Origin of the sequence: Lactiplantibacillus herbarum, assembly GCF_001039045.1 — a bacterium.
GTDB lineage: Bacteria > Bacillota > Bacilli > Lactobacillales > Lactobacillaceae > Lactiplantibacillus > Lactiplantibacillus herbarum.
In genome coordinates, this window is sequence record NZ_LFEE01000037.1 from 64,778 (window position 1) to 90,224 (window position 25,447).

Sequence of the window (25,447 nt, forward strand, 5' to 3'; positions counted from 1 at the left end):
AGCAACACTTTGAGGTTAGGACTATTGCCCTGACCTTTTTTAGTGTCATCATAAATTCATTTTATACAAAAAGCAGATTCCTAATATGAAACTAGGAATCTGCTTAATTACGATTCAACTTAGCTTATAAAATTACTGTTTGCGCATCCAAACATATCCAAGACCAAATAACATCACACTACCAATCAACACTGCGTACCACGGCTCTGATTGCTCATCAGTCTGTGGCAAAGTCGCACTTCCTGAATTGGCCCCCGTGGGTGTTTTACCCGTTTGATTCGAATAAATCGGACTGGTGCTATTCGCTCCTGTCGTACCTGATGAAGATGATGCGTTAGGGTTAGATGTGCTTGGTTCTTTCGGTGTCGTAGTATTTGGAGTTGTTGGCTCAGTTGTACTTGGAGTCTCTGGCTCTGTTGTTCCTGGTTTCTCTGGTTCTGTCGTACCTGGAGTTTCCGGTTCTGTCGTTCCTGGTTTCTCTGGTTCTGTCGTTCCTGGAGTCTCTGGCTTTTCTGGTTCTGTCGTTCCTGGTTTCTCAGGCTCAACTGGCTTTTCAGGTTCGACCGGTTTCTCTGGTTCTATCGGCTCATCGCTCTGTTCCAAAATAACTGGTGTTAGCTGACCAGATTCAATTGTAAACACCAACGGTTCTGAATTGAGCTTATAACCAGTTGGTGCGGCCGTTTCAACTAAGTGATACGTCCCTGGCTCAAGGTCATCAATGAATAATTCGCCGTCCGCATCCGTCGTCAATCCTGCCTGAAGAACTTGACCACTTATTGTTTCTAATTGATAAGTAGCTCCTGCCAATACTTTAGCCGTTGTGGCATCTTTCTTGATTAGTTTTACCGCACCAAGATCCGGAATATCCCCCTGACCTTCGCCGGTACCACTACCACCCCAATTAACGTTACCACTGACGGTCGTACCGTCCATTGATGCCGAGTTCGTCCATTGCCCACTGGCACCAGACGTATTCTTTAATCGTACTTGATAAACCATGTTGACAGCTTGTGTGACGTTACTGAACGTAAACGTCACTTGTTGACCGTTTACAGCAACTGTTGGTGTCGTCGTCCCGTCTGACATAAACATGCCATAACTATCGTACTCACCAACATATGCCGTTTCGCTATTTGGAATATAGGTCTGGTTAGGTCCCAACGTATCCGTCACAACGACTGTTCCTAATTGTTTTCCAGTTGGATTAAAGGCCACATTCCAAGTTAATCTGGTTGGAACCCCGTTATCGTCTTTTTCTGATATCCAACCAATTTTATTTAAGGTCCAATCAAAATGAACGTCACCAGTCTCAGTCCCTTTAGCATAAAAGTGTAGCGTTCCCTTGCGACCAGATGTTGTATTGGCCAAGGTATCATTAAATGTAATTATCCCGCTAGTCTCGCCAGCTTTAATAGTGAATGTCCCAATAGTTGCACCGCTAGCATCGACTATTGGAAAATCTAGGTCATTATCAGCAACTAACCCTGTCGGTAATTCAACCGTTGCGGTATCACCCGCTTGAATCTTTACATCATCCGCGATTGACCAATTATAATTTACATTATAATCTTCCCACTTACTGAATCCCTCAGTACTGGTAATCGTCTGACCATTACGATCAGTGACCGTCGCTTCAGATGCCGTTAATCCCGTTAGTGAAATCGTTGCTGCCCTAACAACAATTGTTCCCGTCAATACTAATAGCGCGGTTAATAAACTGAATAGCACTGACCTTGCTTTTATGTGCACAGTGGCTCCCCCCTTAATTCAAACCTAACCTACTACCACTAAGGTTAATCATACTTCACCGATCATCCTAAGTAGTCCTCAATAGCTTTCATTAAGAAACCGTGCAAACCAAAGCCGCTTAACCTTACTAACAATTTACTTAAACCAGTAATTCTCTAACAGGCGTTATCAAAACTAATTCAGTGTACGATTCTTTTAAACCTTTCATAATCATATGCTTTCAAAATTTTTAATGCTCGATAAGTATTAAATCGCCCAAATTTAGTTTTTTCCAATCTAAAATGAGTCTTTCCGCCATGCTTCTTTCCAGTCCTAATACGGCCGTCATCTAATTGATCTGTTATCAGTGCTAAGGCCTCATACATCCGGTTGTCATAAGAAATAGCGCTATCTACGAAATATTCCAAAGCACGAAAACTATCATACTTGTATCGCGGTGGGTAAAAGAACTGATCGAATTCAGGATGAGCAAGCTTATGCGTATTTAATGAATACATTAAATGTCTAGATAACAAGTACGCTTGCCCACGTTGAATTACATTTTTAATCTCTTTTAGCCGATAATCATAGCCGTACTTTTGATAATCAGCAAAACATTCAAGAACACAAATTGTCGTATTAAATGAACTGCGCTTTGATTTTCGGGTTGTGGAATCCCATGCGCAATTCCAACCACCATCCGTCATTTGATGTGCCAAAAGGTAATCAACTATTTCATTAATTCTTGTATCATCAAAGCGGCCGTAAACGAGAATGCTTACCAACATTGCAGATACACACGTGTCTTGATACCGACTTGTAGACACCTTCCCTTTGTTGAACCAGAGACCATCTAATACTTTCTGCGCACCCAATTGATAGTAACAATGTGTATAATCGGCCTCCATATATTTCAGTTCTAGCAACGTATAATGACTAGACGTCCAAAGTGGTGAATAGATACCACCACCCCATTCACTAGTATTTTCATCAAATAAATCAAAATAGCATTGAATATATCCCTTATTGCGCTGCTTAACTTTTTGTCCCAACAGATACTTTTCTGTTAAGTACCTCAAAACCTCGTCACCGGAGCATAGCCATGAAATAATCCCCACATTCTTCATACGTACGACCACCCTTACACTTATTTATGTATAAAATTTTAACTATGCAAGGATCAGATATTCAAATAACTATACCTTATACATTAAATTCAATCATCTTTAAAGCGTTCAAAAATATCAGAGTAACTTAAAAAGTTTTACCCAGTTATTTATATAATAATTACTATATCTATTCAGTGATTGATTCAAGAGTATGCTTACATAACTAAGATTTTGGCGTTCGTTTGGCGTTCGTCGGCATAAAAAAATGACCTTACCGCTTACTAGCAGTAGGGCCAAAGAGTTAGGTTTAAGTACAATATGGGGGATTGTACTTGCTTGTCCATCCACTTTAGGGGAGTAAAATGAACAAGTGTATAACTATTAGGTACAAGTATATACTATTACATAATTGTGAAGAAATTGTGAAGATTGACTTGAAAGCGTTCATATTTATATCACATTTTTTTAAACGCATGATTATTAAACTAGTTCATAATTTATTAAACGAGTTTAATAAATTAATTTCCGACCCATACCGGCAACCGGAATTCCAGTTGCCGGTATGCGAATTCGTGCTAGTCCCCATTAACTGCGGTAAAATTAATCCAAGAGGTGAATCCATCATGAAATTGATTGACCGGGGCTTAAATTGGCTTTGGCGTGTTATCCTAATGGTCGGCTTAACTATTGGCGTCCTGATACCGCCAATGTTATTAAGGCTAATTAACCAACTGAATCACCGTAATACTATGTTACCGTGGCAAATTATCTTAGTGATCACTTACTTTATTGTATTTATTCTATTGATCTTTGCGGCTAGTGCAACTATGCGGCATTATACCGGCCAATATCAAAACCAGCGATTACACCGGTCAGACTGGGGAATCATTATCAGTGGCTATCTGACCATCCTGATCTTTGAAACGGTCTTCCAACTCATCAATCAACAAATCTATCATCAAAGCCAAACTCAGAATAATCAGGCCATTAAAACCCTAATGAATGGGAGTCCCTTGTCACTCTGGATGATGGCAATCAGTGCCGTCTTCCTGACACCGATCGTTGAAGAACTAGTCTTTCGGGGTGTCTTAACTAATCTCTTCTTCAAGCAGGAATGGTTAAAAATCGCTTTGAGCGGGCTCGTCTTCGGTAGTCTACACAGCAGTTCAACCATACCCAGCTTTTTGATCTACGTCACAATGGGCCTCGTACTCGCTACCGTGTATCGCTTAACCGGCAAGATTCACGCATCAATTGCCCTACATTTTCTGATTAACGCCCTGGCGATGACGCTACTGCTCACGTAAGCTAAAATTGACTTATAGCTATCATACAAAACTACGGCTGGTCCCTTTGAGTTAAAATCAATTAACTCAAAGGGGCCGTTTTTTATTTAAAGCTATGACTGCTTATTGTAAGACTTCAATTTCAGAATCAAAGTATTTTTCCATGAAGTGTGTCATCGATGCTATCTGTACCTCTGATAAAGACTCACCCTCACCAGTCACAACCCATTTATCTTCGATATCGTCATGTCGATGAATAATCGCAACCAGCACCCCTTCAAAGGCAGTAATAGGTTCAGTCACCTTTTTTGAAATAATATAGACGTCTTGCTTTTCGGAGTCACCACCAATAATATCTGGAACAAAACCATAGTTGATTGGATAGGTGCCAAAACGATCTACAAAACCTTTTGGCCGATCCACGACAACCCTCAATTTTAATCTTTCCATTGTGCCCCCTCCTTACCATAATAACTTAATTCATTTTAGTAAACTAAAAGCAGGCTGACCAAAATCCTAAGATTATCGCCAACCTACTTGAAAACCATTATTCACATACGCTTAGCTCTAACTAGCCCGCATAACCACCCAGCCATACCAGCAAAATATCAAAAATTAAAAATAAGAGATTAAATTGCAATAACCACCAATTCATGAGGCCCTTTTCTCGCACCATGCCAAGAATCGATAATCCAATCCCAATAATTGGAATCAGACCGCCTTGAAACAGCCGGTAAATCGGTAGGTAGGCCCCTGCCAATAGGATTGGCCCCGTTAGTTGACTCAATAATACGAATAATAGAAATACCCCAATATTTAATAACGAACAGGCAAACGCCGTTTCAGTCAGCGTTCCCATGGACAGTCGAAAATGGTAACGGAAACGCAACACTAACGTTCCGATGAGACCAACGCCCAAAATAATGCCAATCACAATCATCCTTCACGACTCCTTTTTCGATAGTCCTTACTTACGATACGGTAAAAATCAGCTGGTGCCTACTAATAAATGACAAGCTTAATGGATTTTTAGCAAAAGCAATCCTCATTTTCCCAACAAAAAAAGAGCTAGACACCCCCGTCCAGCTCAAAATCCTACTCAATCTAACTCTTCGACCCCGTTGGTACCGTTAAAACTTTGGCCTTTAAACCGACCACTTTAACACTAACGCGCTTATCGACCGGCATCTTAACGTAGAAGCGGCCGTCTTGCTTATTCGAGATAACTTGGCGGAGGTGTTTACCACTACGCAATGTAATGATTACCCCATGTTTCGTTCGCCCACTGATGGCAACCGCTTTGGCATTCTTCTGATAAGTAACTTTCGACAATACCAACTGGCGATCATGCCGACGATAGTCCCCCTGCAAGCTGTATTCTGAACCTAAGACTAACAAACATCCCGCAACAATCATCAACACTAACGACCAAAACTGCTTCATTATCTCACCTCCTGACCAGTCCCCATAACTGGTATCTTGATGACTATAGAATACTCGTTATTAAGCGCTGATAACTAAAAAAGGTGCAAAGCCTATAATAGCCTGCACCAACGTTAATATTATTTAATTCATGATAACGATTTTGTTACATTAGAGTCGTTAAATCAATCCTAATCCAATTTAACTGCCCACTGTGACTGTTTGATCAATGCCAATAAATCGTGCATTTTCCGAATCGCAATATCCACGGACTCACCATTTTCAAAGTACCCGAGTTGCTGTTGTTTATCAACGCGCACCAACATCTGTGGGTTGACCAAGAAACTCTTATGCACCCGGAAGAGTTCGGGATGGGCCACCGTTTCGTCACTGATCTTACCATTATACTGTACTAAACGTTCGGTCAAATGAAGAACCAGCTTGTTACGACTGGTACCCGTCTCAATAAATAGCACTTGTTCCAACGGCAGGTTAAACAACTGACCACCCTTGGAATACGAAAACATCGCTTTACTGGTCACATTCTGTTTCGTATAACGATCATAGGCCACCCGAATATCCGTCTCAACCTTAGCTTTGACCGTCGCCTGTCCCAAGTCCTTAACGATAAAGTCCAGCGGTTCAATTCGACGTTCGAACGTGAGGAAGGCCATTTCTGAGTGGGTTGAAACGAAGACAATCCGTGCATTGACATCATGCTCCCGAATCTTAGTCGCTAACTCCAAACCGTTGGTGTCCTGACCAGGATACTCAATATCTAAAAAGTACAGCCCGTCCATGGCTTGACTATCGATCACGTAATCCAGCAGTTCTTGCGCCTGACCGGTTGCGAGTGTCAATTCCATGTCAAAATCATTGATCATAATATGATTCGTAATCGTTTGCTTAAGTGTCGCTAACTGTTCCGGATCATCTTCCACAATAAAAGTCTTTAACACGTGACTCACTCACTTTCAATACTAATAATAAATTCAAACTGCTGCCGCGCACTGATCTCGTACGTCACATTATCAATTGGATCGAGCAGTTCACGTACTGTTGCTAGTCCCTGGCCATGCCCCGCACCTTTCGATGTGTGCCCTGGTGCCATCAACTCATCCAATCGATCGATGGGGTGCCGCAAAGAGTTCGCTACAAGTAGTTCGACCATCTTAGGGTATTTAACCACGGCGACCGCAATCTGGCTATTAGACTGACCCCTAACTGCTTCAATCGCGTTATCCAGTAAGATTCCGCTAACTCGCGCTAACGTTACCGGATCAATCGCAATCTCCGTGACCGGTTCATTGGCTTCCAGACGAACCTGAATACCTGCCTGGCGAGCTACTGAAAATTTATTTTGGATGATCGCCTTTAATGAACGTTCCTTGATGCGTTCCAGATTATCAAAATGGCCGAAGTCGCGCGTCAAACTCTGTTGTGAATTGGTCACCACTTCATCAAAGTAACGCTGTAGCTGCGGATCATCACCGGTATGAATATACTCACCTAACGATAGTAGAATATTTTGATAATCATGGCGGAACTTACGGATGTTCTGGTAACTACTCTCCAAGTTGTTCACATAAATATCGTACTGCTTCCGCTCTAAAGCTTGGCGATGACTCTGAACCCGCATCGTGTAGCTGTAGAACAGGTATATAAACGTCCCACCGTTAATCAGTAAGATAGCCACCATAATTAGCATCAGGATTCCTAAGAAGCCAGAACCAATGTTGTAGTTATCTGCGGCGGTCGTAATTGCAAAGAAGGCGACGGCAACCACAGCAAGCGCACTGACGATCACATTTAAAGCGACCTTATCGTTAAATTGCCGCGGATACCGTTTTTGTAAGAATTTGAAACTGGCAACGACTGCTAACATGCAGGCCGTTACAATGATTTCACCAATAATTTCAAATAACCAGCCACTCCACTGATCCAACCCGAAGTCGAATGTCCTGAAAATAGCCTCGGTGGCGTAATTGCCAAAAAAACTAAACAGAATGTAAGCTAGTGTCGCCGTTAGACTGGTCACAATGAAGAATTTCTTACGCCGTACAAACGCAAGGAGGCCCAGATTGACGACGAACGTCATGATATCCGAATAATCATCATATAACATGTAGATTCCAGTTAACGCCAGCGCCATTAAAATGATACTGAAGTAAACTCGACGCTGCCGTAACTCACGATTAATCAGAATTTGTAGCATAAAGACCAGCATGACCGAGTACCAATGGTCAAAAGCGGCAATATACCAATAGACATAAACGATGACGGCTCCCCTCCCCGCATAAATAGTTCAATACTCTTATTGTAGCGAAAGAAGCGGCATTTGTATATTTGCTCGGCAAAAACTTAATATTCTTTAACCAAACGTTGCTTTCTCACCTATCGCTCGTCCTCATCGACCATCGACGTAAAGGTAGGCTTATCAGTAACTTTAACGACAGCTTATTTAAAATTCAGCGTACAAAAAAGGAACCCCCGTTCACAATTGAGGTTCCGTGATCATTCATTCTTAATGAAAATCTCCAGGCATGAAGTTTTCGATAACTGCAGTCGTATTGAAAGTTTCAAAGCTATGGAAGCTAGCTTCGTCAATTTCAGCATAACGAACCGCAATTTGTGGACGTTGCTTCAAATCAAACATGTCCACATAATTAAATTCGACATACTTTTTATGTTCACTATGAATAAAGCCGGTATAACTATCACCATGCTTCTTGATCCGACCAGCTAATTGAATCACTTGATCGTGTTCGAAAGCTAACTTCAATAACGTTTTCAGTAATGAATGCTTAGCTTGCTTCTTCATGAACTTCGCTACTAATCGTTCCGTATTCCAAACGTCGTAGTAACCACGTTGTTGCGCTAAAGTAATGATGGTCGTCATACTCTTCAAGTAGTCCGTGTCACTAATTACCCGGGCTAACGATGCCTTACGAAAAACAACTAACCCATCAAGTTCACCGTCAACATTAACCGCTTTAACCAGCACGAATTTTTCATCCTGCTGAATGATGTAGCCGACACCAAATTGTTCGTTAGTTCCTTTGGAATAAATCTCAACAAGATTTTTATTCTTAATCGCTTTAGCTAGATCGTCGTGAATCGCACTCATGCGCGTTCCCCCATTCGGTGATTTGTAGCATCAATAAAAAAATATCGTGCTAACATATTTTCAGTTACCATCATACCACTTGTAAAACAGTGAATTCAAACAGAGGTTACTCAGTTTGGACAAATAATATTAAAGAATAAATTTATTAATTATCTCAGCCAGTGCATCATGATTATTATCGGCCTGAGTCACATACTTGGCCGTCTCTTTGACCGCTGGAATCCCATTGGCAACACTGATTGGTAAGCCAACCACGTTTAGCATTGGCAAATCATTCCCATTATCACCGACTGCAATAATTTCATCCGCTGTAATGTTCAGTAACTTGCCTAATTGCAAAGCTGAAGTCCCTTTATTGATACCAGCAGGGTTAAATTCAACGTAGCGGTCAGATGAATACGTTACGGCTAACTGACTAGGATCAACTTCGGCTTCAACCGCGGCACGCATCTGCTTGCGTTCATCCATCGTTGGTAGCGCCATAATAATCTTCATGACGTTTTGATCCTTAAACTGACTGAAATCAGTCGTGGTCATTTCAGTATAATCAACGCCGCGATTAGTCAAGTAGGCCGTGTCATCGACAATTGGGTGATAGATATAGAGCTGGTCCTGCGTATAAATATGGGTTGATGCGATGGTATTAGTTACCCCCGCAGCAAAGACCTTTTTGGCAACCTCGTAATCCATTGCATTAATAGCCATTGGTCGGTTACCCGCATTCTCAGTAATCAACCCTCCATTATAAGAGATCGAATACTGTTGCGCTTGATCACGCAGATGCAGCGTTTCAAGGTCGTTCTGAAATGAAGTATAGCTCCGACCTGAGTTCGGTACGAAGTAAACACCCTGCTTACTAGCTGCTTGAATCGCCGCCGTATTTTTGGCAGACAACGTTCCATCATCGTTCATCAAAGTTTCGTCAAGATCACACACAATCATTTTATACATATCAAAAGCCCTCTCCGTCTTAAGTTTACTATTATTTACTCTAGCGGAGAATACGCAGAATTGCAAACGCTTTATTTCATAAACACACCGTGACTGCACATCACAAATACGATAAAAATAGGACTTAGCTATCAGAATATAATAGTTAAACCCTATTTTAATTTACTAAAAATCAATCTATTCCTGCAATTACTCACTGTTTATACCGGCTAAAAGGTGTGACAACTCTCAATAATCTCATAATGCCATCCTTCCAGTACCTAAAAACTAGACTACCGTTATTTAACCGTTCAGTGACTCGTTAACAGTGCTAAGGGTAACGCGCATCATCGTTGTTAGTTGATCCGGCGTTTCTCGACGATCGTGCTTAATCCAAGTCGCCAAAGCTCCAATCAGTGCTGACGTCGCAATGTTTATAAAAAAATCAGTTTCATAAGGTGACAGTTCAGCCTTTGGAGATAACAACTTTCCTAATTCTGCAGCATGTTCTCTAAAGACTACGTACAGTAACTCACTATTGCCACTAGTCATCAATGTTTCTAACAATACATCATGCGTCATCCAATTAGTAAAGAATGCGATGAACTGATCACTAGTATTTACTAGCGTATTGCTTTTGATGAACTGACAAAGCACATTATCACACTCGTATGACAGAACGTCTGGCAAACGATCAAACAATCGATAAAACGTTGCCCTACCTACCGATGAAGCTTTTTGAATATCAGCAATCGTAATCTTCTCAAATGGTTTGCTTTCCAGACATTGATATAACCCTGAAACGACTAATGCAGCTGACGCCTGTGATCGTTTATCTTTTTTTATATGAAACATATTACCCCTTCTTATGGAACAAAATTTCTAAAAACGTATTACATCATATGGAACAGTTGTATCACACAACACCTAATGATACATTAGTTCCATAGAAACGCAAGGAGGAGTTAACATGTTATATCCAAATATCAATCCAGCCTTAATGACCCAGAACGCAAAAACACCACGCCTGGGGGTCGTCCCACAAGTCAATCTAAATAACGATCTGCCACGTAAACCGGATTACTCGGTCGATTCATTCTTCGTTATCGGTCGAGTTGAAGAAAATGGTCATAAACTAAACTACCTATTTCATATCATGGCAATGCACATGCCAATACCGATACCTCGTGTTGCAAAAAAATGGCAAGTCTGCTTTTCAGTACTCGATGAAAGTACTAACTATTATGTTTCTGGAGACCATATTTATAGCGATGATCAGGTCGATGCAAGTACTGACCACTTCAGTATAAAAGCACCTAATTGTGAAATGTCAGGTACATGGGATAATATGAAAATCTGGTTGAAAGAAACAGATTTTGAAATTGATACCCAAGCTTCCGCGGTACATTATCCGGTATTTACTCGCGGTAGTGCCGTATTCGACTTATTTGGTATGGTTGTTCATCAATTTTCGATTCCATACATGAAAACCACTGGTACGTTACAAGTTGAGGGAAATACTTATCATCTTGATGGTGATAATGCGGTATCTTGGTTCGATCGTCAGTGGCAAAAACAAAATTTCAAGCTGACAACTGAGTGGTCTTGGATGGCTATCTATTTGGATAACGGCGATATCATTAGCATTTTAGATAGTGTTGGCGACACCGATACCCCACGTTTCATGTCAGTCTTGCATACTGATGGGACGCTAGAGCACGCGACCGATGCCCTACCATTTAGCGAAAGTGCCACGCGTAATTGGACTTCTAAAGAATCTGGACAATCTTACCAAACACGTTGGGATCTTGTCATGCCAACGTTCGACGCCAAGTTGCATATTGAACCCGCAATTGAAAAACAAGAAATTATGTCTGCCATGAAAAAGCTTGCTAAATACGAGGGTAGCGCTAACGTAACTGGAACTTATAAAGGTGAAACAGTCACAGGACGCGCGACTGTTGAATTGATCAAAATCTAATCCGCTTTATGCGCTGTCCCTACGGCGAAACAATGCCTAATATTACTTATCAACCGATCTGCTATAACTAACCTGTACCGCGGTTCAAAAAGCCACTGAGTAATCTCAGTGGCTTTTTCATTATGTCAATGGGCTTAATCACATACTTATATCCTACTAAAATATGATACAATTGTGTCATAAAAGTCAAACAGAGGTGATATCATTTGTATCATATAAAATCCGATAAACGGATGCATACTTCAGCTAGATTAATTATTGATGGCTTAATGACTTGCTTACAAACAAAAAAATTTGATAACGTCACAATCACTGATGTTCAACGAGTATCAGGTGTTGGTAGATCCACCTTTTATCGTCTGTTTGACAATCTAAGTGATGTTTTAATGTACCAAACAGACCAGTTATTTGCTTCAATGATAGCTGAGCAAAGGACTAAAAAGGATATTGACTCAAATACCCTCATGAACTTTTTCGTCCGACAATGGCTCGACAATACTATCCTATTAGAAACACTGATTGACTCTCATCGAGACGATATTCTGCTGGCAGGTTTTGAAAATAGCTTCACAAATCTCAAAGACTTTTTATTGCCTGACAAACAACTCGATTCAATCTCCACTGACTACTTTATCGGCTTTGTCGCATCTGTCGTTGTTGGTGGTTTAAAGACTTGGATCAAACGCGGTAAAACTGAATCACCAGCAATTTTGTTAGCACAAGTTCGCCAAGCGTCGGATACCTTTCTTTTAGCACAAAAGACTAGTCATTAGCAAAAAAACCAGGTTATGAGAATTTTCTCACAGCCTGGTATTTTATTTAATACGACTATATTTAATTAGTTTTTGGCAAAGTTAACTTGGCATCAAATTCGCCACCGAAATGAACAATATGACGGCCACGATTAAGATTTGGTGTCGGTGGTAATTGTGGAAACTCTGGTCGAATAATTTTATCCTTCGAACCGATCGTTAAAGCTAGTGTTTCACCCGCTTCCCATCGCATCCCAAACGGCCAAAATGGGATATTTATAGCAACAATTTCACCATTCGTTAACTTTTTCGCTTCATCCTGTGCTAATTCTAAGTGATGACTATTTGATTCAGTTGCATCTATTTTACGTTGTGAAACTCGCAATCGACCATTAGGCCCTGGATATGCACGTTCCGTAACGACATTGGTTTCTAACGGTTTACCATTGGCATCCAGTTTACGAGCAAAGACAAATAAGTCCATATCATCATTACCGTCAGCCTCAACGTACAGCTTAAGCGATAATTCACCGACAATCTCAGTTGCTACTGGCATCTTAACGGTAAAGGTAACTCCCTCACTATGATCAACATCATAGGCCACGCTCGCCTTAGTTTGCTGAGGATCTTTTTGTAAAACCAAATCATCCGCTTGTTGAGCTAAATATAAGGTTTCTGCACTCTTAGCACTCAGTGGATAGTTTTTTTCTGGACGATTAACAATATCCTCATGTCCAGGATTGAGAATAGATAGGCGAACTCTGGGAGTCTTTTCCCAGCCATTATTTACACCTTTGAGGTAATAGTCAAAGAACTTTCGTAAATCAGCAACGTTATCAGGATTATAATAGTCATTCCATTCGTGTGTATGATGCACCCGCAACCATTTTTCAGTTGAAGCCAACTGTTCATAAGCCTTATAGGTGCCTGAACTATGCACCGCATTTGTCCAAGAGCCGACTAAATAGGCGGGGATCGTCACCTGTCGTAAATCAGGTGTTTTATCTTGCCAATAGCTATCATAGAAAGGATGCTCTTGTCCAAGGGTTGCCATATCTTCAACCTGATTATTCGTAAAAATTGCCGACGATAGCGATGCATTAAATGAGGTATCACTAACACCACCACGAGCAAGGGATTCTTTATATGGATTGAATGCCCCTTCCCAAGGTGCAATTGCCGTAAGATGTGGTGGCTGAATCTCTGCGACCGCGTATTGAGACATTGCTAAATATGACGTCCCAGTTAAACCGACCTTACCATTTGACCAGTTTTGTCCCCCAATCCATTCAATTACATCGTACTCGTCTTTTGCCTGTTGTGATCCCCAGGCATAAGCATTTCCTTCAGATGAACCGACACCACGTGGATCAGGTGAGACGACCACATAGCCATATTTGACCCAATCAGAAGGATTAGGCGCCTCAAAAGAATTCAAACCATCTTCCCATTCAGTTGGGACATCCATTCGAGTCGGATGTTTGAAATTATCCATATTCAAAAAACTACCACGTTTACCATAAGGTGCATACCACATGATGGTTGGATAGTTTCCTTCAGCAGTTGGCCGATAAATATCTGCTCGAATAATGGTCCCATCTCGTAGCGGAACCGGTGTGTCTTGATCTACTCGTACATCGACAGGTAAAGACTTGACGCCTTCTTTTTGAATGCTACCTGCCTTTAAAACATAGGTATGTTCATCTAAACCTGGATACATTGACTTTTCCAGAGGTAATCCGTTCGTAAATTTCATTTGAAACTGGTTATCCATTCTCATAGTAGTATACGCTCCTTAATTATTTTATGGCACATATGTACCGTATCATCGCAAAAAAGGCTTTACAAGCAATCAAAGACAAACGATACAAGTTGCGTAATTAATGTAGCGTATTTAAAGATAGTAGTAATTGAGCCTCAATTCTACGAACAAAAAATACCGACAAGGTGGCCGTTTAAAGCCAACTTACCGGTATATTTGGATGAATGTTCATCACTGATGAACAAAATAAAGTTTAAAAACCTTCATGGCAACAGCAACAATCAGGTCATCTTTCCATACTGGTGACAAACTTCAATCAAAGCGATTCATTGAAGTAGTCAAAATACCAAACAAATCATTCTTTATTATTAGATAGCAAAACGAAACAGTAAGTCTAAAACAGCTTGAACCGCGTCAACATCAAAACCAGCATCAGTCATGATCTTAGTGGCTGCTTGGGCATGTGCTAAGTTATGGCCAGCAAAGATCAATTTCATATTTGAACCCATCTGCCGAGCAATTTCACCAGTACCTAGAAGTAACATAACATCTTTTTCATCTGATATTTTTCTTCTTTAAAGGTCATGTACTGATAACACATATTTAGTAGATTGAACTAACTTTGAGACAAACGGCTTAGCGTGCTTATGCTTCTGGCATAACTTCATTTACAAGGCTGACCGCAGTTAACGTTCGAGGGTAACCAATGAATGGTAATAAGACCGTAATCACGTCAATTAAGCGTTGTTTATCGTTACCAACATTTTGGTTTGCAGCAATGTGGCCTTTGACCTGAGGATCGGCACCACCCATTGAAATCAACATCGAAAATGTTAACAGTTCACGTGTCGCATCGTCTAGCCCGTTACGAGTATAGAAATCGCCAAAACAGTTGTCAGCTAAGAAAGTTGCAAAATGCTTTTGGTTATCGGGAGCGGTTGCCAACATGTCATCGACTGCCGACCCAACGATCCGACGTACGGTTGTTAAGCCGTCATCCATGCGTGTCTCTGGTGTGGTCGTACTCTGTGGCGCCAATGGTAAGTCGATGCCTTTTTCTTTAAATACCTCGTTAGTACCGTTTAAGAAATCAAAGACTTTCCCTAAGCCCGCATATGGCACTGCTTGGTAGACAATTTCTTTAATTTCAACTGGCGTCACACCGACATTCAATGCGGCCGTCACCATTGCTTTGTATTCATTTAAACACTGCATTGCAATCAATGAAGCTAAGGTCACTTTCATGCGGAGCTTCGTTTCTAAGTGACTGTGTTGTAAGACTTCATCGAAAGCAAAGTTATCGAATACATCAATAAACTCAGGATCTGTCTGCTTTAATGTTGAGACATGGTTAGGAAACATCTCGTCATGATTTTGTTGTGCAATTTTATTAGGCATCTCAGTAACTTCCTTTCTTATTTACGGTTAATTCCCAGACTATCCCGTGAGCCATACTGATCATCGTGTGCTAATTTAATCACTAAATCAGCAATACTGCGGACAGACACATCATGACCACCGAACGCTTCGTTACGATGCGTTACTTGATAATCTGTGTCGCCGCCATTATCAAACCACCCCGGACGAATTGTCGTGTAATTTAGATCAGAGGAAGAAATCACATCTGCCGCATCGCGATAGGTTTGAAGAACTGGGTTGCTAGATAAGTTACCACTGGCACCGACTGAAGCTGGAATTTCATCGTAAATCCCCATTGAGGTAATGAACAATAAACGTTTCACACCTGCTTGATCCATACCATCGACTAAGGCTTGAGCCATTTGGCGTAAGTTACCGCTTAGTGCTGCAAAGACCACGTCTTGACCAGTCAAAGCAGTTTGTAACGCGGCCGCATCCGTCACACTACCCGTTACTACTTTTTCGCGTAATTCATCAATTGATCCTAAACGTTTAGTGTTACGCGCCATCAGTGTCAATTGATCGTCCGTGTTGTCCAAGAAGTATTTCCGAGTCGTGCTACCAACCGTACCGGTAGCCCCAATAATTAAAACGTTTGTCATCTGTAATTCCTCCAATTCATTTCTTCAATTAAGTTATTTTTCCATTGCTGATAGTATGCTCTATCAGTTGATGAATCTATCATAGGACCTTCAAGTAACTTCAAGGCAAGGCCTTTTTTTAATTTTTTTACTTGGTTGTAAGTTCAACCGTCATTGATTGTGGACCTTGTGCCAATGAAGCAATCAAGTTAGCGTCATCAAAGGTGCCGATTTCAATCACTTCATATGGTGCAATGTTTTTATCCGCAAAGTTAAGCGAGAACGCGTTGCTACCAGCAAAATAATAGAGATGTCCGGCCTGCACTTGACTCGTGCCTTGTGCAGTCGCCTGAATTGGGGTTGGCAATGATTGATAATATTCATTTTCACCACTTCTATTGATTGTTAACGTCACGGGTAATTGTGCCAAAACTGCTTGTGCTACTGGATTCTCAGTTAACGTTGCGGTAAATGTTTGGTTCAATAATGTTAAATTTAATTTTGTCATTTCAATAGCCTCCTAGGCTGAATCTCAACTATGAAGTTAGTATAGAGCCTTGTCCTTACTGCAAGGCAAGGACTATTAATAAAAAAACGAAATTCTGATTTTTCAGAATTTCGTTTCATTTATTGTTCATCAGCCGAAAAATCAGTCGAAGCGGCTAATTCTGTTTCACCTTTGTATTCAGCAACCCGTTCTTCTAATCGTTGAATCGTGTTCTTTAAAGCTTCAGAACCTAAAACCATGTGTAATGGTGCTGGCGTTTGAACTGCACTTTCGATAATCCGGGCAGCCATCCGTTCTGGATCACCAGGGGCTAAGCCGTTGGCAGGATCAAGCATCTTCATAAAGGCATGTGCTGGACCATCATAAGCAGGCATTAAGTCAGCTACCCGAGCACTCCCATAACGGAATTCTGTCCGCGCGCCACCGGGTTCAACGATGGTTACACCAATATTAAAAGCAGCAACTTCTTGCGCAACAGATTCACAGAATCCTTCAATTCCAAACTTAGCCGCGTGATACATGGAGTTACCAGGATAAGCAACTTGACCACCGTATGATGAAATCTGAATGATACGGCCGTGTTGTTGTTCACGCATATAAGGTAGGATCGAGCGAATCATTTGAATCGAACCCGTTAAATCAGTCGCAATAATCTTATCGACTTCCTTATCGCTCAATTCTTCCGCAGCCCCAAACAAACCGTAACCAGCATTATTAACGAGAACATCAATCGTGTGTTCTTTGGCAATCTTATCGACCAACTTATGAATGGCTGGCACATCCATCACATCAAGTGTTTCAGAAATGAACGTATCAGGATATTGTTCAACTATATCTTGAACTTTAGCCGTATTTCGAACTGTCCCAATTACCGTTTGACCTTGTGCTAATAATTGTGTCGTTAATGAACGACCAAAGCCACTGCTAACACCTGTAATTAACCATGTTTGTTTTGTCATTATTCTTACTTCCATTCCCTGATTTAGACTTTCAAGGCATCATGCCTCGACAACAAAACTTAGTTTAGACCCTTGCAGTAACTTCAAGGCAAGGCTTATTTTCAATAAAATAATTTGCTTTAAATAATTTCACTATAGCTTGATACCCCCTACCCTAGCTGATTTAAAGATTAATATTCTACACGAATCTAATTTTCAATATCACAGGCCACAAAATTAGGTGCTTTATCTAAGAATAAAAAAATGTACTCTATTCTGTTTTAGAATAAAGTACATTTTATGATCAAGTTTGAAAAAATCCAGTTTTATCCAGATACTTTCATAATAGCAACTTACTGTTTATCTTTAAGCTGTTCTTCTAAACGTTTGATCCTTTGTTGCTTACGGTGAATATACCAAGCAATCAATAGTAGTAGGACAATCAATAATCCCAGACTGATCCACAACCACCAATTGACATGGTGTTCAATCACTGCGGTTTTATTTAACTGTTTCGCACGATCACTCGTTATTTCAAAGTCCTTCGTAAATGTCCAGTGCTGCTTTTTCGACGTTACAGCCAACTTAGCCGTATACTTTCCTGGCTTTAGCGCATCCCGCTCAACCCGTAGTGGTAAGTCATAAATTGAGTTAGGTGCTATCTGCCCATGTTGCTTGGATTGCTTATAGAGCACCTTGTGGCCGCCACGTCGATAAATTTTAACATCGGTTTTAACTTGGTTTAAGAATGCTGCTGTCCGATTTTGCAAAGCTAGACTAATTTGGTTATAGCCATTATTCTGAGTTGCGTCAATCTTACCCAAACTCAAGTGATTCTTAGTGAGTGGGTGGTCTCCGTGCAATACGACCGCAACTGAGTACGCGTATTGATTCTTAATTGCCATTGCGCTCTTACTCTGCTGTTTCGCCGCTTTTTTTAAGAAACTCAACCCACCGACCACGACCCCATCATACTTATCAGCTGGCATCTTTACTTCGAACGTTACAATCTTGCTGGTCCCTTTAGCTAAGGTCAATTTGTCATCGGTTGTCGTAATTAATTGACTAGCATTAGCCGGTAAATCAATATTCTTGCCCGCAGTCGTCGCCTGATACTCAACGACCCCATTAGGATTAGTCGTCGCCGGTGCAATACCCGTATGCACCGTAACTTCTTGCGTGCTGGTATTCGTTACCCTAACCTTCAGTGTGGTTGTTTGACCAGGCTTCAACTTCAAATCATAGTATGAAACAGACTTGTCTACTTGATACTTTGACGCCACCGGTGCAACTTCAAAACCAACCGTATTGGCCGAGCCAGAATATCCCCAACTGAGACTAGCTAATCCAATCAACAATACAATCCCTAACTGCCACCATTTTTTCGTTAACATCATTTCTCCCCCTGATCCTGATTCGGAAAAATGACATTAACTAGTGCTGTCCCTTATTTTTCCGATCAGTATCTATTAGCTATTGGCTGGTGTCGCGTTTAAACTCCAAGTTAGAGTCGTACTGTAACTGCCTTCAGCCCGCGCCGTTGTCTTTGGTACCATTAATTGTGACTTCGTAATATCAGCCACGTTTTTACCATTACCCTTACCCGTAGTTGCGGCCATCAGAGACTTATCGCTATTGACCGTGTCTAAAGAAACACCCGTATTAACAGTTGCATCTGCAGCAGTTGTCGAAGCATTAGCATCCAAGACCCCATTCAACGTCAAGATTGCACCCGTTAATTCTTTATTAGCTACGGCCTTATCATTCTTAAAGACATCATTTTGTTTAACGCGCAAATCCCAACCAGCAGCCGTTCCTCGTAAATCTACCACGGAAACCGCAGCCGATTTATTCGTGTTATCGTAGTTATCATCTGTATTAGCTGCTTGAATCTTATTCGTCCCAAAGTCCAGACTAGCACTTGATAAGTTGGTATCACCGTTATCAATGGTGATCGAGCCCCCTTCAAAACCAACTGTTCCGTTTGATGTTTGAGGTGTAGCATCCGCCGCACTTGCCGTTAACCCTGATGTTGCAATCAATGCTGCTGAGAATAAAAGACCTAATAATGTTTTTTTCATAATAATGAACTCCTTTTTTTTAAGTAAATAATTAATTGCCAACTAATTAAGATCACCAGTAGTCCAATACCACCTATGAAAGCCCCTAACCACCATTGTTCACTGGTTTGTGGTAACCAGCCAAAACCTTGATGCTGTACGGACTGCTTATTATCTGACTCAGGGGTAACTGTACTACTGGATTTTGATGTTTCAGTAACATGTATCTGCTTATTGCCAGCACCTTGATTTGATGGCTCAGTCTTACCATCAAACCGGATAGTCGCCGGACTGTCAGCTGTACTAGCCACACCGACGATCGGTGTTGACAACCACCCCCACCAAAGTAAGGTACTGATGACAATCATGATGAATCCATAGCGCTTCACCAACACCACTCCTTTTTTATATCGTCATTGTAGAGTGAAAAACCAAGCCTATAATTTCAACTGCAGTTAACCACAAAATGATTCCAGCTTATTGTAAAAATGCCTAACTAACTTTTCGGATAATAACTAAATCAGAATTATAAATATTATATTTAATAGATCTTACTTTTTATTACTGATTAGACACAGCTTGGTTAATCGTCCAAGTTATTGTAGCTTGGTACGTATCCGTTAAAGCACGATCAGTTGGTACCTTTAAATATAGCGCGCCGAGCGCCGTGGACGACCCAAGCACGTTAACACTCTGACTAGAGACTGTTTGATGACTCTCAACAATTGGATTGGCAACTCCCGGAACTAGCGTCGATTCGCTACCCGTTTGTTGGTCTTTATAGCCGAGAATTGCTGCTAATGGTTGCGCTGACTTCTCGCCCTTAAACCCTCCATCTGCAAGCGTTGCAGTTAATGACCACGTCGAACCAATCGGCCGATTATCCTGAATAACTAGCCCAGTGTCATATGCAGCACCATAATTTTCTGATTTACCAGTAATTGGATTGTGACCAAAATCTATTGTTTTCGGTGCTGAAACGAACTCTAAGTTTCCAGAGCTGTACACTAACGTAACTGTTTCATCTTTGTCCGTAAAGTTCCCCTGAATGCCATCTGGTTGATCAGGTTGATAACCCTCAATCTCGATTGGCTTAACATGGTAAGCTTCGCCAGTTGCACCCGAAATTTTAGTGTCCGCAGCCAAGGTCTTTCCATTAGCATCTACGTGCTTCACCGTAATTGTTTTGCCCGTAGCCCATTCAAACTCACCAACGATGGTCTTGCCATCATATTTAGTCATCAGATCAGTCGACGTATAAACCTTATCATCGTTTAGACTACGCCATCTTCCAATGTATGGTGATTCCTTACTAGGATCTGGTAATGTCCAGTTAGTACTATTAAAGAAATTAAAGCTTTTTCCTAACAAAAGTCGTTTAGGTGGCAACTTTCCACTAAAAGTATCAGTGTAACTTTGGGCACTACCGGTATTCCAACCCGACAAGTCTAGTTTTTCCAAATTGGTATCCTCAAATACAGCATTGAAGTTAGTTACTTTAGCCGTATTCCAGGCACCAAGATTTAACTCCTTGAATCCCGAATCTCCTGCAAACATCTGTGAGATATTTGTTGCCGAGCTGGTATTCAAGTTATCTATTGGCAAATTCGTTAATTGCGGATTACTAGAGAACACTTGTGAAAAATTAGTCACTTGGCTCGTATCCCAATTACCAATTGGAAGATTAGCCATTTTATTGACCTGTTTAAAGGTCCCCTCCATTGTCGTGACCTGTCCCGTCTGCCAATTATCAATTGGTAACGTCGTGATACTACTCATTCCTGAAAAAGCGAAGGCCATATTTTGAACATTTTTGGTATTCCACTTAGCTATCGGCAATGTCGTTAGCCCACTACAATCACCGAATGCTGAATTCATATCGATAAGACTGCTAACATCCCAATTACCAATTGGCAATGTCGTTAACTTCGACGACTTATAAAAAATATTTCGCATCGTTCCAAGGTTACTCGTATTCCAATTAGCAATTGGTAATGTGGTAACGTCAAGGCCTGCAAAAGCAAAATCTAACCCATTAACTTGACTCGTATCCCAATTAGCAACATTTATATTTTCTAAATCTGCGTCTTCATAGAAGATGAGTTGCATATTATGGACCCGACCCGTTTGCCACTTATCAATTGGTAACGATTTTACCTTGGTCATCCCCTTAAACGTCGCCGACATGACCATCACTCGACTCGTATCCCAATTAGCAACATCCACCGAAGTCAACGAAGAACAATTGGCAAACGTTCTTATCAGGGTCCCAACTTTGCTTATATTCCATTTACCAACAGGTAGCGCCGTTAATGCACTTGCACCGTTAAATGTATCCTCTAAAGTAATCAACGAACTAGTATTCCAATCGGTGACATTTAATGTGACTAACTTAGAACAGCCATTAAATGTTGCTACCATCTTTGTAACTTGACTAACATCCCAACCATTTAGGTCCAGCGCCACTAATTGTGAACACCCCTTAAACATTTGCGAGATATCCGTTACACTCGTGGTCTTCCACTGACTAATACCAGCAATATTGGTTAACGACGAGCATTGATTGAACATTCCTTTGAAACTCTGCACTTTGGAAAAGTCTTGCTGCCCAAAATCAATTTGTTGCAGTTGACTATCCCCATTGAATAAATATTCCAAGCTGGTTACATTAGAAAGATCCAGGTTAGCTAACCCATCAACATTCGTTAAGTTGGTTAACCCTGCAAATAAGTAATTATAGCTGCTAACATTACCGGTCGTAATTCGCCCATCAATCACAATTTTTAAAACATTGGTCGGACTATAGCCGTTATCTGTCAGTGTTTTAGCAATCCAGCCCCCAGTATCATCTCCGACTGAACTCCCAAACGAACCACCACTTAAATGTAATACCCCGTCTGCATCCAACGTCATCTTAACAGTGCCGTTGATCATCTCTACTGCCCTTGTTGCTCGCGTAATAGCCGTTTTAGAATGTGGCTCGTTATCATTCTTTTCCAGCGTTGTACTGTAACTACTATCACTGACTGATTCTGAATTAGAGTGCTTTCCCACTTTCTCACCCATTTGAGAATCAGGTAATCCTTGTCCTGTTTGACTACTAGTTGCACTTTGCGATACCAAGCTTTTTTCAGAAAACACACTAGTAGTCGACGACATCGCTTGCTCAATTCTTGCTTGCGATTGGGGTGCCGCTCGAATAATTGTTTGCGGTTCCAGGTAGCCAATCACACCTATTGCAAATGCCAGTCCTAGGCCGCCCCGGTACCATCGTTGCATACTCATCACTCCTCTCAATATCTTGTATTCTAACATCTCTTAACATCAATTATCATACATTATTTCAAGTTGATAACAATGTAAAAACGGCTTACAATTTTCATTCACATTCAAATATTAAATTAGCTTCATGTTAATATTATTAAAATTAATGTTAGTAATCACTTAACAATCGTGCTTTATACTGTCTATCAAAAGTAAATAAATTGAAGGTTACCATACCATCTTCGATTCTGTTTTTGACCGGTTGTCGTCAAAGACTATTCAGTTGAACTTCTTCACACTCCAACTCAACGATGCGGCAACATAATCGATGAGAATGTTGATTTCACTGAACTCTACCGATCTTGACCTCATTAAGCAGAATCCATCTCGTTGAACTTTAGCGTAAAAAAGATCGCAACGACAACATACTAAGAATCAAAGTGTTCCTTGTTGTGTAACAAGTGTTCTCTCATGAAAAATATCACCGCTATAAGACAGCAAAATAACGATCTGTTGCGTATTAAGACTAACTGATCGTCATTTTTAAGCAACTTATTTAATCACCTTTGATTACTAGTCCCTATAAATTATAAAATATCAAAAGCAAACTTTAAATCATTTCTAGAATTTAAAATGGCTAACTATAAAACAACTTGGTCAGAGGCTTGATCGAATTAATCCAGTCGAACAATTAACGTAGCTTGTACTACCTCAACATAGCCCATATTTTTTGTTGCAATTACAGCAAATTAGTTTTATGCTAGCAACTAGTTAATCAGTAGGAGGTTTTTATCCATGCCCGAAATTCTACGTTCGATCGGCACCATTGCTCGAGCCCTAGATTCAATTAGTAATATTGAATTCAAACAGTACGACTTAACCAAGGGCCAGTACTTATACCTAGTCCGCATTTATGAACACCCCGGCATCATTACCGATCATCTAGCTAATCTATTAACAGTAGACCGGACAACTGCGGCCCGGGCCGTTCAGAAACTAGTCAACCAAGGTTTTGTCCGTAAACAATCAGCGACCAATAACCGAAAAAATAAGGAACTCTATCTTACCGAGCAAGGTGCCCAAGTGTACCCGCACATTCAACGCGAAAATACGTACTCGAATCAAGTTGCCTTGACCGACTTAACACCTAGTGAAGCCACCGAACTAGCAGCCTTTTTAGCCAAAGTCAGCAATCGTGTAACGGCTGATTTTGAACAAGTCAAAAAGGGACAGACTCGTCCCTACCCACATTAATGAAAGAAGCTTAATAACATATGACTACTGAAATTAAAGTTGCAACCGTCGCTGACGCAGAAGCGTTACAAGACTTAAGTATTACCGCCTATCGTGATACTTTTGACGAATTCAATACCACCGAAAATATGCAAGCTTACTTAGAGGATGCCTATAATCTACCTAAAATAACGCGCGAACTTCAAACATCAGATACACAATTTCTACTATTAAATAAGGACCAGCAACTCGCCGGCTATATTAAGCTCAACATCAACCAAGCTCAAACGGAAGATGTTGATCCACTAGCCCTAGAAGTTGAACGCCTGTATATTCATCCAAATTTCAAATACCACGGACTCGGCAGCCAACTCATGCAACTAGCCTTAGATACCGCACAAACAGCTGGCAAAACTCAGGTCTGGTTAGGCGTTTGGGAACATAATGAGCCTGCTCAGAAGTTCTACCACAAATGGGGCTTCGAACGTTTCAGTCAGCACGACTTTTATATGGGTGATGACCGGCAAACGGACTACCTGATGACACACCGATTCTAGTATCCGTGAAAACAACCAGATACTCAAAATTTATCGTAGCAGACGAAAAATACGGTTAACTCTCATTCCAAGAGTTAACCGTATTTACGTCAATCACTAAGCCTGATTGTTTTTCCATTCACTTCAATCATCTTGTCTGCCGCTAACAGCTTGAATTGCCGGCTCAAAGTCTCCGGCGTAATACCTAAAAAGCTCGCTAATTCTTTCTTTTTCACTGGTAATTCAAAGGTATCAGCGCCCCGTTCCTGACCCAGCTGTTGCAAATACATCAGTAACCGTTGCTTCGATCCCACATTACTGGTCAAAGCACTCATTGATTCCAAGGCCGTCAACCGATCACCTAAAATATTCAACAAGTTAAACGCTAACGCCGGTACTTGATGTAATAATTGTTGAAAGTCCTGGCTACTGATTGAACAAATCCGGGTATCCTCAACCGTTTCAGCGTAGTTATAATGTGGCCGTTGAGCAAATAGCGCGGCTTCACTGTCGATGGCACCGGGCCGCAGCATGTAGAGAATCTTCTCTTTACCGTTCTCATTCAACTGATAGACCTTCACACGGCCAGAGTCAACAATCAGCATTTGATCTAATAGCGTCGTTGGCGCATACAGAATCGTCCCCTTCGGATAAAGCTGTTGATGTGTCGAGATCGTAGTTAAAGTTTCAATATCCGCATCGGGCAAGCCTTGAAAGATCGCTGCCGACCGCACGCAAGTAAAAGCAGAATGTGACATCCTTTTTCTCCATTTCTTGATATATATCAATTTTAATTCAGTAACTCCAG

Annotated in this window: 26 protein-coding genes; 5 read left to right on the forward strand and 21 right to left on the reverse strand. The window is 41.0% G+C overall.

Annotation, left to right across the window (positions count from 1 at the left end; genetic code table 11):
- Window positions 1-132 precede the first annotated feature (132 nt).
- Both ACG95_RS11405 and ACG95_RS11410 read right to left on the reverse strand, forming a co-directional pair.
- Window positions 133-1,752: a SpaA isopeptide-forming pilin-related protein gene (locus ACG95_RS11405; RefSeq protein WP_152668337.1), complete on the reverse strand. Its 1,620-nt coding sequence runs from the start codon at window positions 1,750-1,752 to the stop codon at window positions 133-135.
- A 179-nt stretch (window positions 1,753-1,931) separates the two neighbouring features.
- Window positions 1,932-2,858, reverse strand: coding sequence for a prenyltransferase/squalene oxidase repeat-containing protein (locus ACG95_RS11410; protein ID WP_048000633.1), 927 nt, complete (start codon window positions 2,856-2,858; stop codon window positions 1,932-1,934).
- A gap of 605 nt (window positions 2,859-3,463) precedes the next feature.
- Here ACG95_RS11410 and ACG95_RS11415 point away from each other — a divergent pair.
- Window positions 3,464-4,147: a CPBP family intramembrane glutamic endopeptidase gene (locus tag ACG95_RS11415; RefSeq protein ID WP_048000634.1), complete on the forward strand. Its 684-nt coding sequence runs from the start codon at window positions 3,464-3,466 to the stop codon at window positions 4,145-4,147.
- Window positions 4,148-4,249: 102 nt separating this feature from the next.
- Here the strand turns inward: ACG95_RS11415 and ACG95_RS11420 are convergent, their stop codons facing one another.
- From ACG95_RS11420 to ACG95_RS11455, 8 genes are all read right to left on the reverse strand, one after another.
- Window positions 4,250-4,576 carry an inorganic diphosphatase gene (locus ACG95_RS11420; RefSeq protein WP_048000635.1) on the reverse strand — a complete coding sequence of 109 codons (327 nt, stop codon included), beginning with the start codon at window positions 4,574-4,576 and terminating at the stop codon, window positions 4,250-4,252.
- 121 nt (window positions 4,577-4,697) lie between these two features.
- On the reverse strand, window positions 4,698-5,066 hold the full coding sequence (locus tag ACG95_RS11425) for a hypothetical protein (protein ID WP_048000636.1): 369 nt from the start codon (window positions 5,064-5,066) through the stop codon (window positions 4,698-4,700).
- Window positions 5,067-5,230: 164 nt separating this feature from the next.
- Window positions 5,231-5,569: a hypothetical protein gene (locus tag ACG95_RS11430; protein WP_048000637.1), complete on the reverse strand. Its 339-nt coding sequence runs from the start codon at window positions 5,567-5,569 to the stop codon at window positions 5,231-5,233.
- Between the two features lie 170 nt (window positions 5,570-5,739).
- Window positions 5,740-6,507 carry a response regulator transcription factor gene (locus ACG95_RS11435; RefSeq protein WP_048000638.1) on the reverse strand — a complete coding sequence of 256 codons (768 nt, stop codon included), beginning with the start codon at window positions 6,505-6,507 and terminating at the stop codon, window positions 5,740-5,742.
- A gap of 5 nt (window positions 6,508-6,512) precedes the next feature.
- On the reverse strand, window positions 6,513-7,763 hold the full coding sequence (locus ACG95_RS11440; RefSeq protein WP_237756504.1) for a sensor histidine kinase: 1,251 nt from the start codon (window positions 7,761-7,763) through the stop codon (window positions 6,513-6,515).
- A 309-nt stretch (window positions 7,764-8,072) separates the two neighbouring features.
- Window positions 8,073-8,675 carry a hypothetical protein gene (locus ACG95_RS11445; RefSeq protein ID WP_048000640.1) on the reverse strand — a complete coding sequence of 201 codons (603 nt, stop codon included), beginning with the start codon at window positions 8,673-8,675 and terminating at the stop codon, window positions 8,073-8,075.
- A 129-nt stretch (window positions 8,676-8,804) separates the two neighbouring features.
- Window positions 8,805-9,626, reverse strand: coding sequence for a Cof-type HAD-IIB family hydrolase (locus tag ACG95_RS11450; protein ID WP_048000641.1), 822 nt, complete (start codon window positions 9,624-9,626; stop codon window positions 8,805-8,807).
- Between the two features lie 282 nt (window positions 9,627-9,908).
- On the reverse strand, window positions 9,909-10,460 hold the full coding sequence (locus ACG95_RS11455; RefSeq protein WP_048000642.1) for a TetR/AcrR family transcriptional regulator: 552 nt from the start codon (window positions 10,458-10,460) through the stop codon (window positions 9,909-9,911).
- Between the two features lie 115 nt (window positions 10,461-10,575).
- On the opposite strand from ACG95_RS11455, the gene ACG95_RS11460 reads away from it, so the two are divergent.
- A complete protein-coding gene (locus ACG95_RS11460) occupies window positions 10,576-11,586 on the forward strand; it encodes a lipocalin family protein (RefSeq protein WP_048000643.1) in 1,011 nt (336 codons plus the stop codon).
- Between the two features lie 206 nt (window positions 11,587-11,792).
- Entirely contained in the window at window positions 11,793-12,359 is a 567-nt protein-coding gene (locus tag ACG95_RS14060; protein WP_152668338.1) for a TetR/AcrR family transcriptional regulator, read from the forward strand.
- Between the two features lie 61 nt (window positions 12,360-12,420).
- Here the strand turns inward: ACG95_RS14060 and ACG95_RS11470 are convergent, their stop codons facing one another.
- The 10 genes from ACG95_RS11470 to ACG95_RS11510 all read right to left on the reverse strand — a co-directional run bounded on the left by ACG95_RS11470 (window position 12,421) and on the right by ACG95_RS11510 (window position 22,885).
- Complete coding sequence (locus tag ACG95_RS11470) at window positions 12,421-14,118, reverse strand: CocE/NonD family hydrolase (protein ID WP_048000644.1); 1,698 nt, start codon at window positions 14,116-14,118, stop codon at window positions 12,421-12,423.
- A 350-nt stretch (window positions 14,119-14,468) separates the two neighbouring features.
- Window positions 14,469-14,645 carry a hypothetical protein gene (locus ACG95_RS14550; protein ID WP_160300368.1) on the reverse strand — a complete coding sequence of 59 codons (177 nt, stop codon included), beginning with the start codon at window positions 14,643-14,645 and terminating at the stop codon, window positions 14,469-14,471.
- A gap of 100 nt (window positions 14,646-14,745) precedes the next feature.
- Window positions 14,746-15,498, reverse strand: coding sequence for a carboxymuconolactone decarboxylase family protein (locus tag ACG95_RS11475; RefSeq protein WP_048000645.1), 753 nt, complete (start codon window positions 15,496-15,498; stop codon window positions 14,746-14,748).
- 17 nt (window positions 15,499-15,515) lie between these two features.
- Window positions 15,516-16,136, reverse strand: coding sequence for an NAD(P)H-binding protein (locus tag ACG95_RS11480; protein ID WP_272946177.1), 621 nt, complete (start codon window positions 16,134-16,136; stop codon window positions 15,516-15,518).
- 112 nt (window positions 16,137-16,248) lie between these two features.
- Window positions 16,249-16,608, reverse strand: coding sequence for a cyclophilin-like fold protein (locus tag ACG95_RS11485; protein ID WP_048000647.1), 360 nt, complete (start codon window positions 16,606-16,608; stop codon window positions 16,249-16,251).
- Between the two features lie 119 nt (window positions 16,609-16,727).
- Window positions 16,728-17,567: an SDR family oxidoreductase gene (locus tag ACG95_RS11490; RefSeq protein ID WP_048000648.1), complete on the reverse strand. Its 840-nt coding sequence runs from the start codon at window positions 17,565-17,567 to the stop codon at window positions 16,728-16,730.
- A 332-nt stretch (window positions 17,568-17,899) separates the two neighbouring features.
- Window positions 17,900-18,943, reverse strand: a complete 1,044-nt coding sequence (locus tag ACG95_RS11495; RefSeq protein WP_048000649.1) for a WxLIP family cell surface protein — start codon at window positions 18,941-18,943, stop codon at window positions 17,900-17,902.
- Between the two features lie 72 nt (window positions 18,944-19,015).
- Window positions 19,016-19,627 carry a WxL domain-containing protein gene (locus ACG95_RS11500; RefSeq protein WP_048000650.1) on the reverse strand — a complete coding sequence of 204 codons (612 nt, stop codon included), beginning with the start codon at window positions 19,625-19,627 and terminating at the stop codon, window positions 19,016-19,018.
- Window positions 19,624-19,995, reverse strand: a complete 372-nt coding sequence (locus tag ACG95_RS11505) for a hypothetical protein (RefSeq protein WP_048000651.1) — start codon at window positions 19,993-19,995, stop codon at window positions 19,624-19,626. Before ACG95_RS11505 ends, ACG95_RS11500 begins: the two co-directional genes overlap by 4 nt.
- Before the next feature lie 172 nt (window positions 19,996-20,167).
- The gene (locus ACG95_RS11510; protein ID WP_420324102.1) at window positions 20,168-22,885 is read right to left on the reverse strand and encodes a BspA family leucine-rich repeat surface protein; all 2,718 of its coding nucleotides are present in this window, start codon (window positions 22,883-22,885) and stop codon (window positions 20,168-20,170) included.
- 780 nt (window positions 22,886-23,665) lie between these two features.
- On the opposite strand from ACG95_RS11510, the gene ACG95_RS11515 reads away from it, so the two are divergent.
- Both ACG95_RS11515 and ACG95_RS11520 read left to right on the forward strand, forming a co-directional pair.
- Window positions 23,666-24,124: a MarR family winged helix-turn-helix transcriptional regulator gene (locus ACG95_RS11515; RefSeq protein ID WP_048000653.1), complete on the forward strand. Its 459-nt coding sequence runs from the start codon at window positions 23,666-23,668 to the stop codon at window positions 24,122-24,124.
- A 20-nt stretch (window positions 24,125-24,144) separates the two neighbouring features.
- On the forward strand, window positions 24,145-24,660 hold the full coding sequence (locus tag ACG95_RS11520) for a GNAT family N-acetyltransferase (RefSeq protein WP_048000654.1): 516 nt from the start codon (window positions 24,145-24,147) through the stop codon (window positions 24,658-24,660).
- Window positions 24,661-24,749: 89 nt separating this feature from the next.
- Here the strand turns inward: ACG95_RS11520 and ACG95_RS11525 are convergent, their stop codons facing one another.
- Window positions 24,750-25,397 carry a Crp/Fnr family transcriptional regulator gene (locus tag ACG95_RS11525; RefSeq protein WP_048000655.1) on the reverse strand — a complete coding sequence of 216 codons (648 nt, stop codon included), beginning with the start codon at window positions 25,395-25,397 and terminating at the stop codon, window positions 24,750-24,752.
- Between the last annotated feature and the right edge of the window lie 50 nt (window positions 25,398-25,447).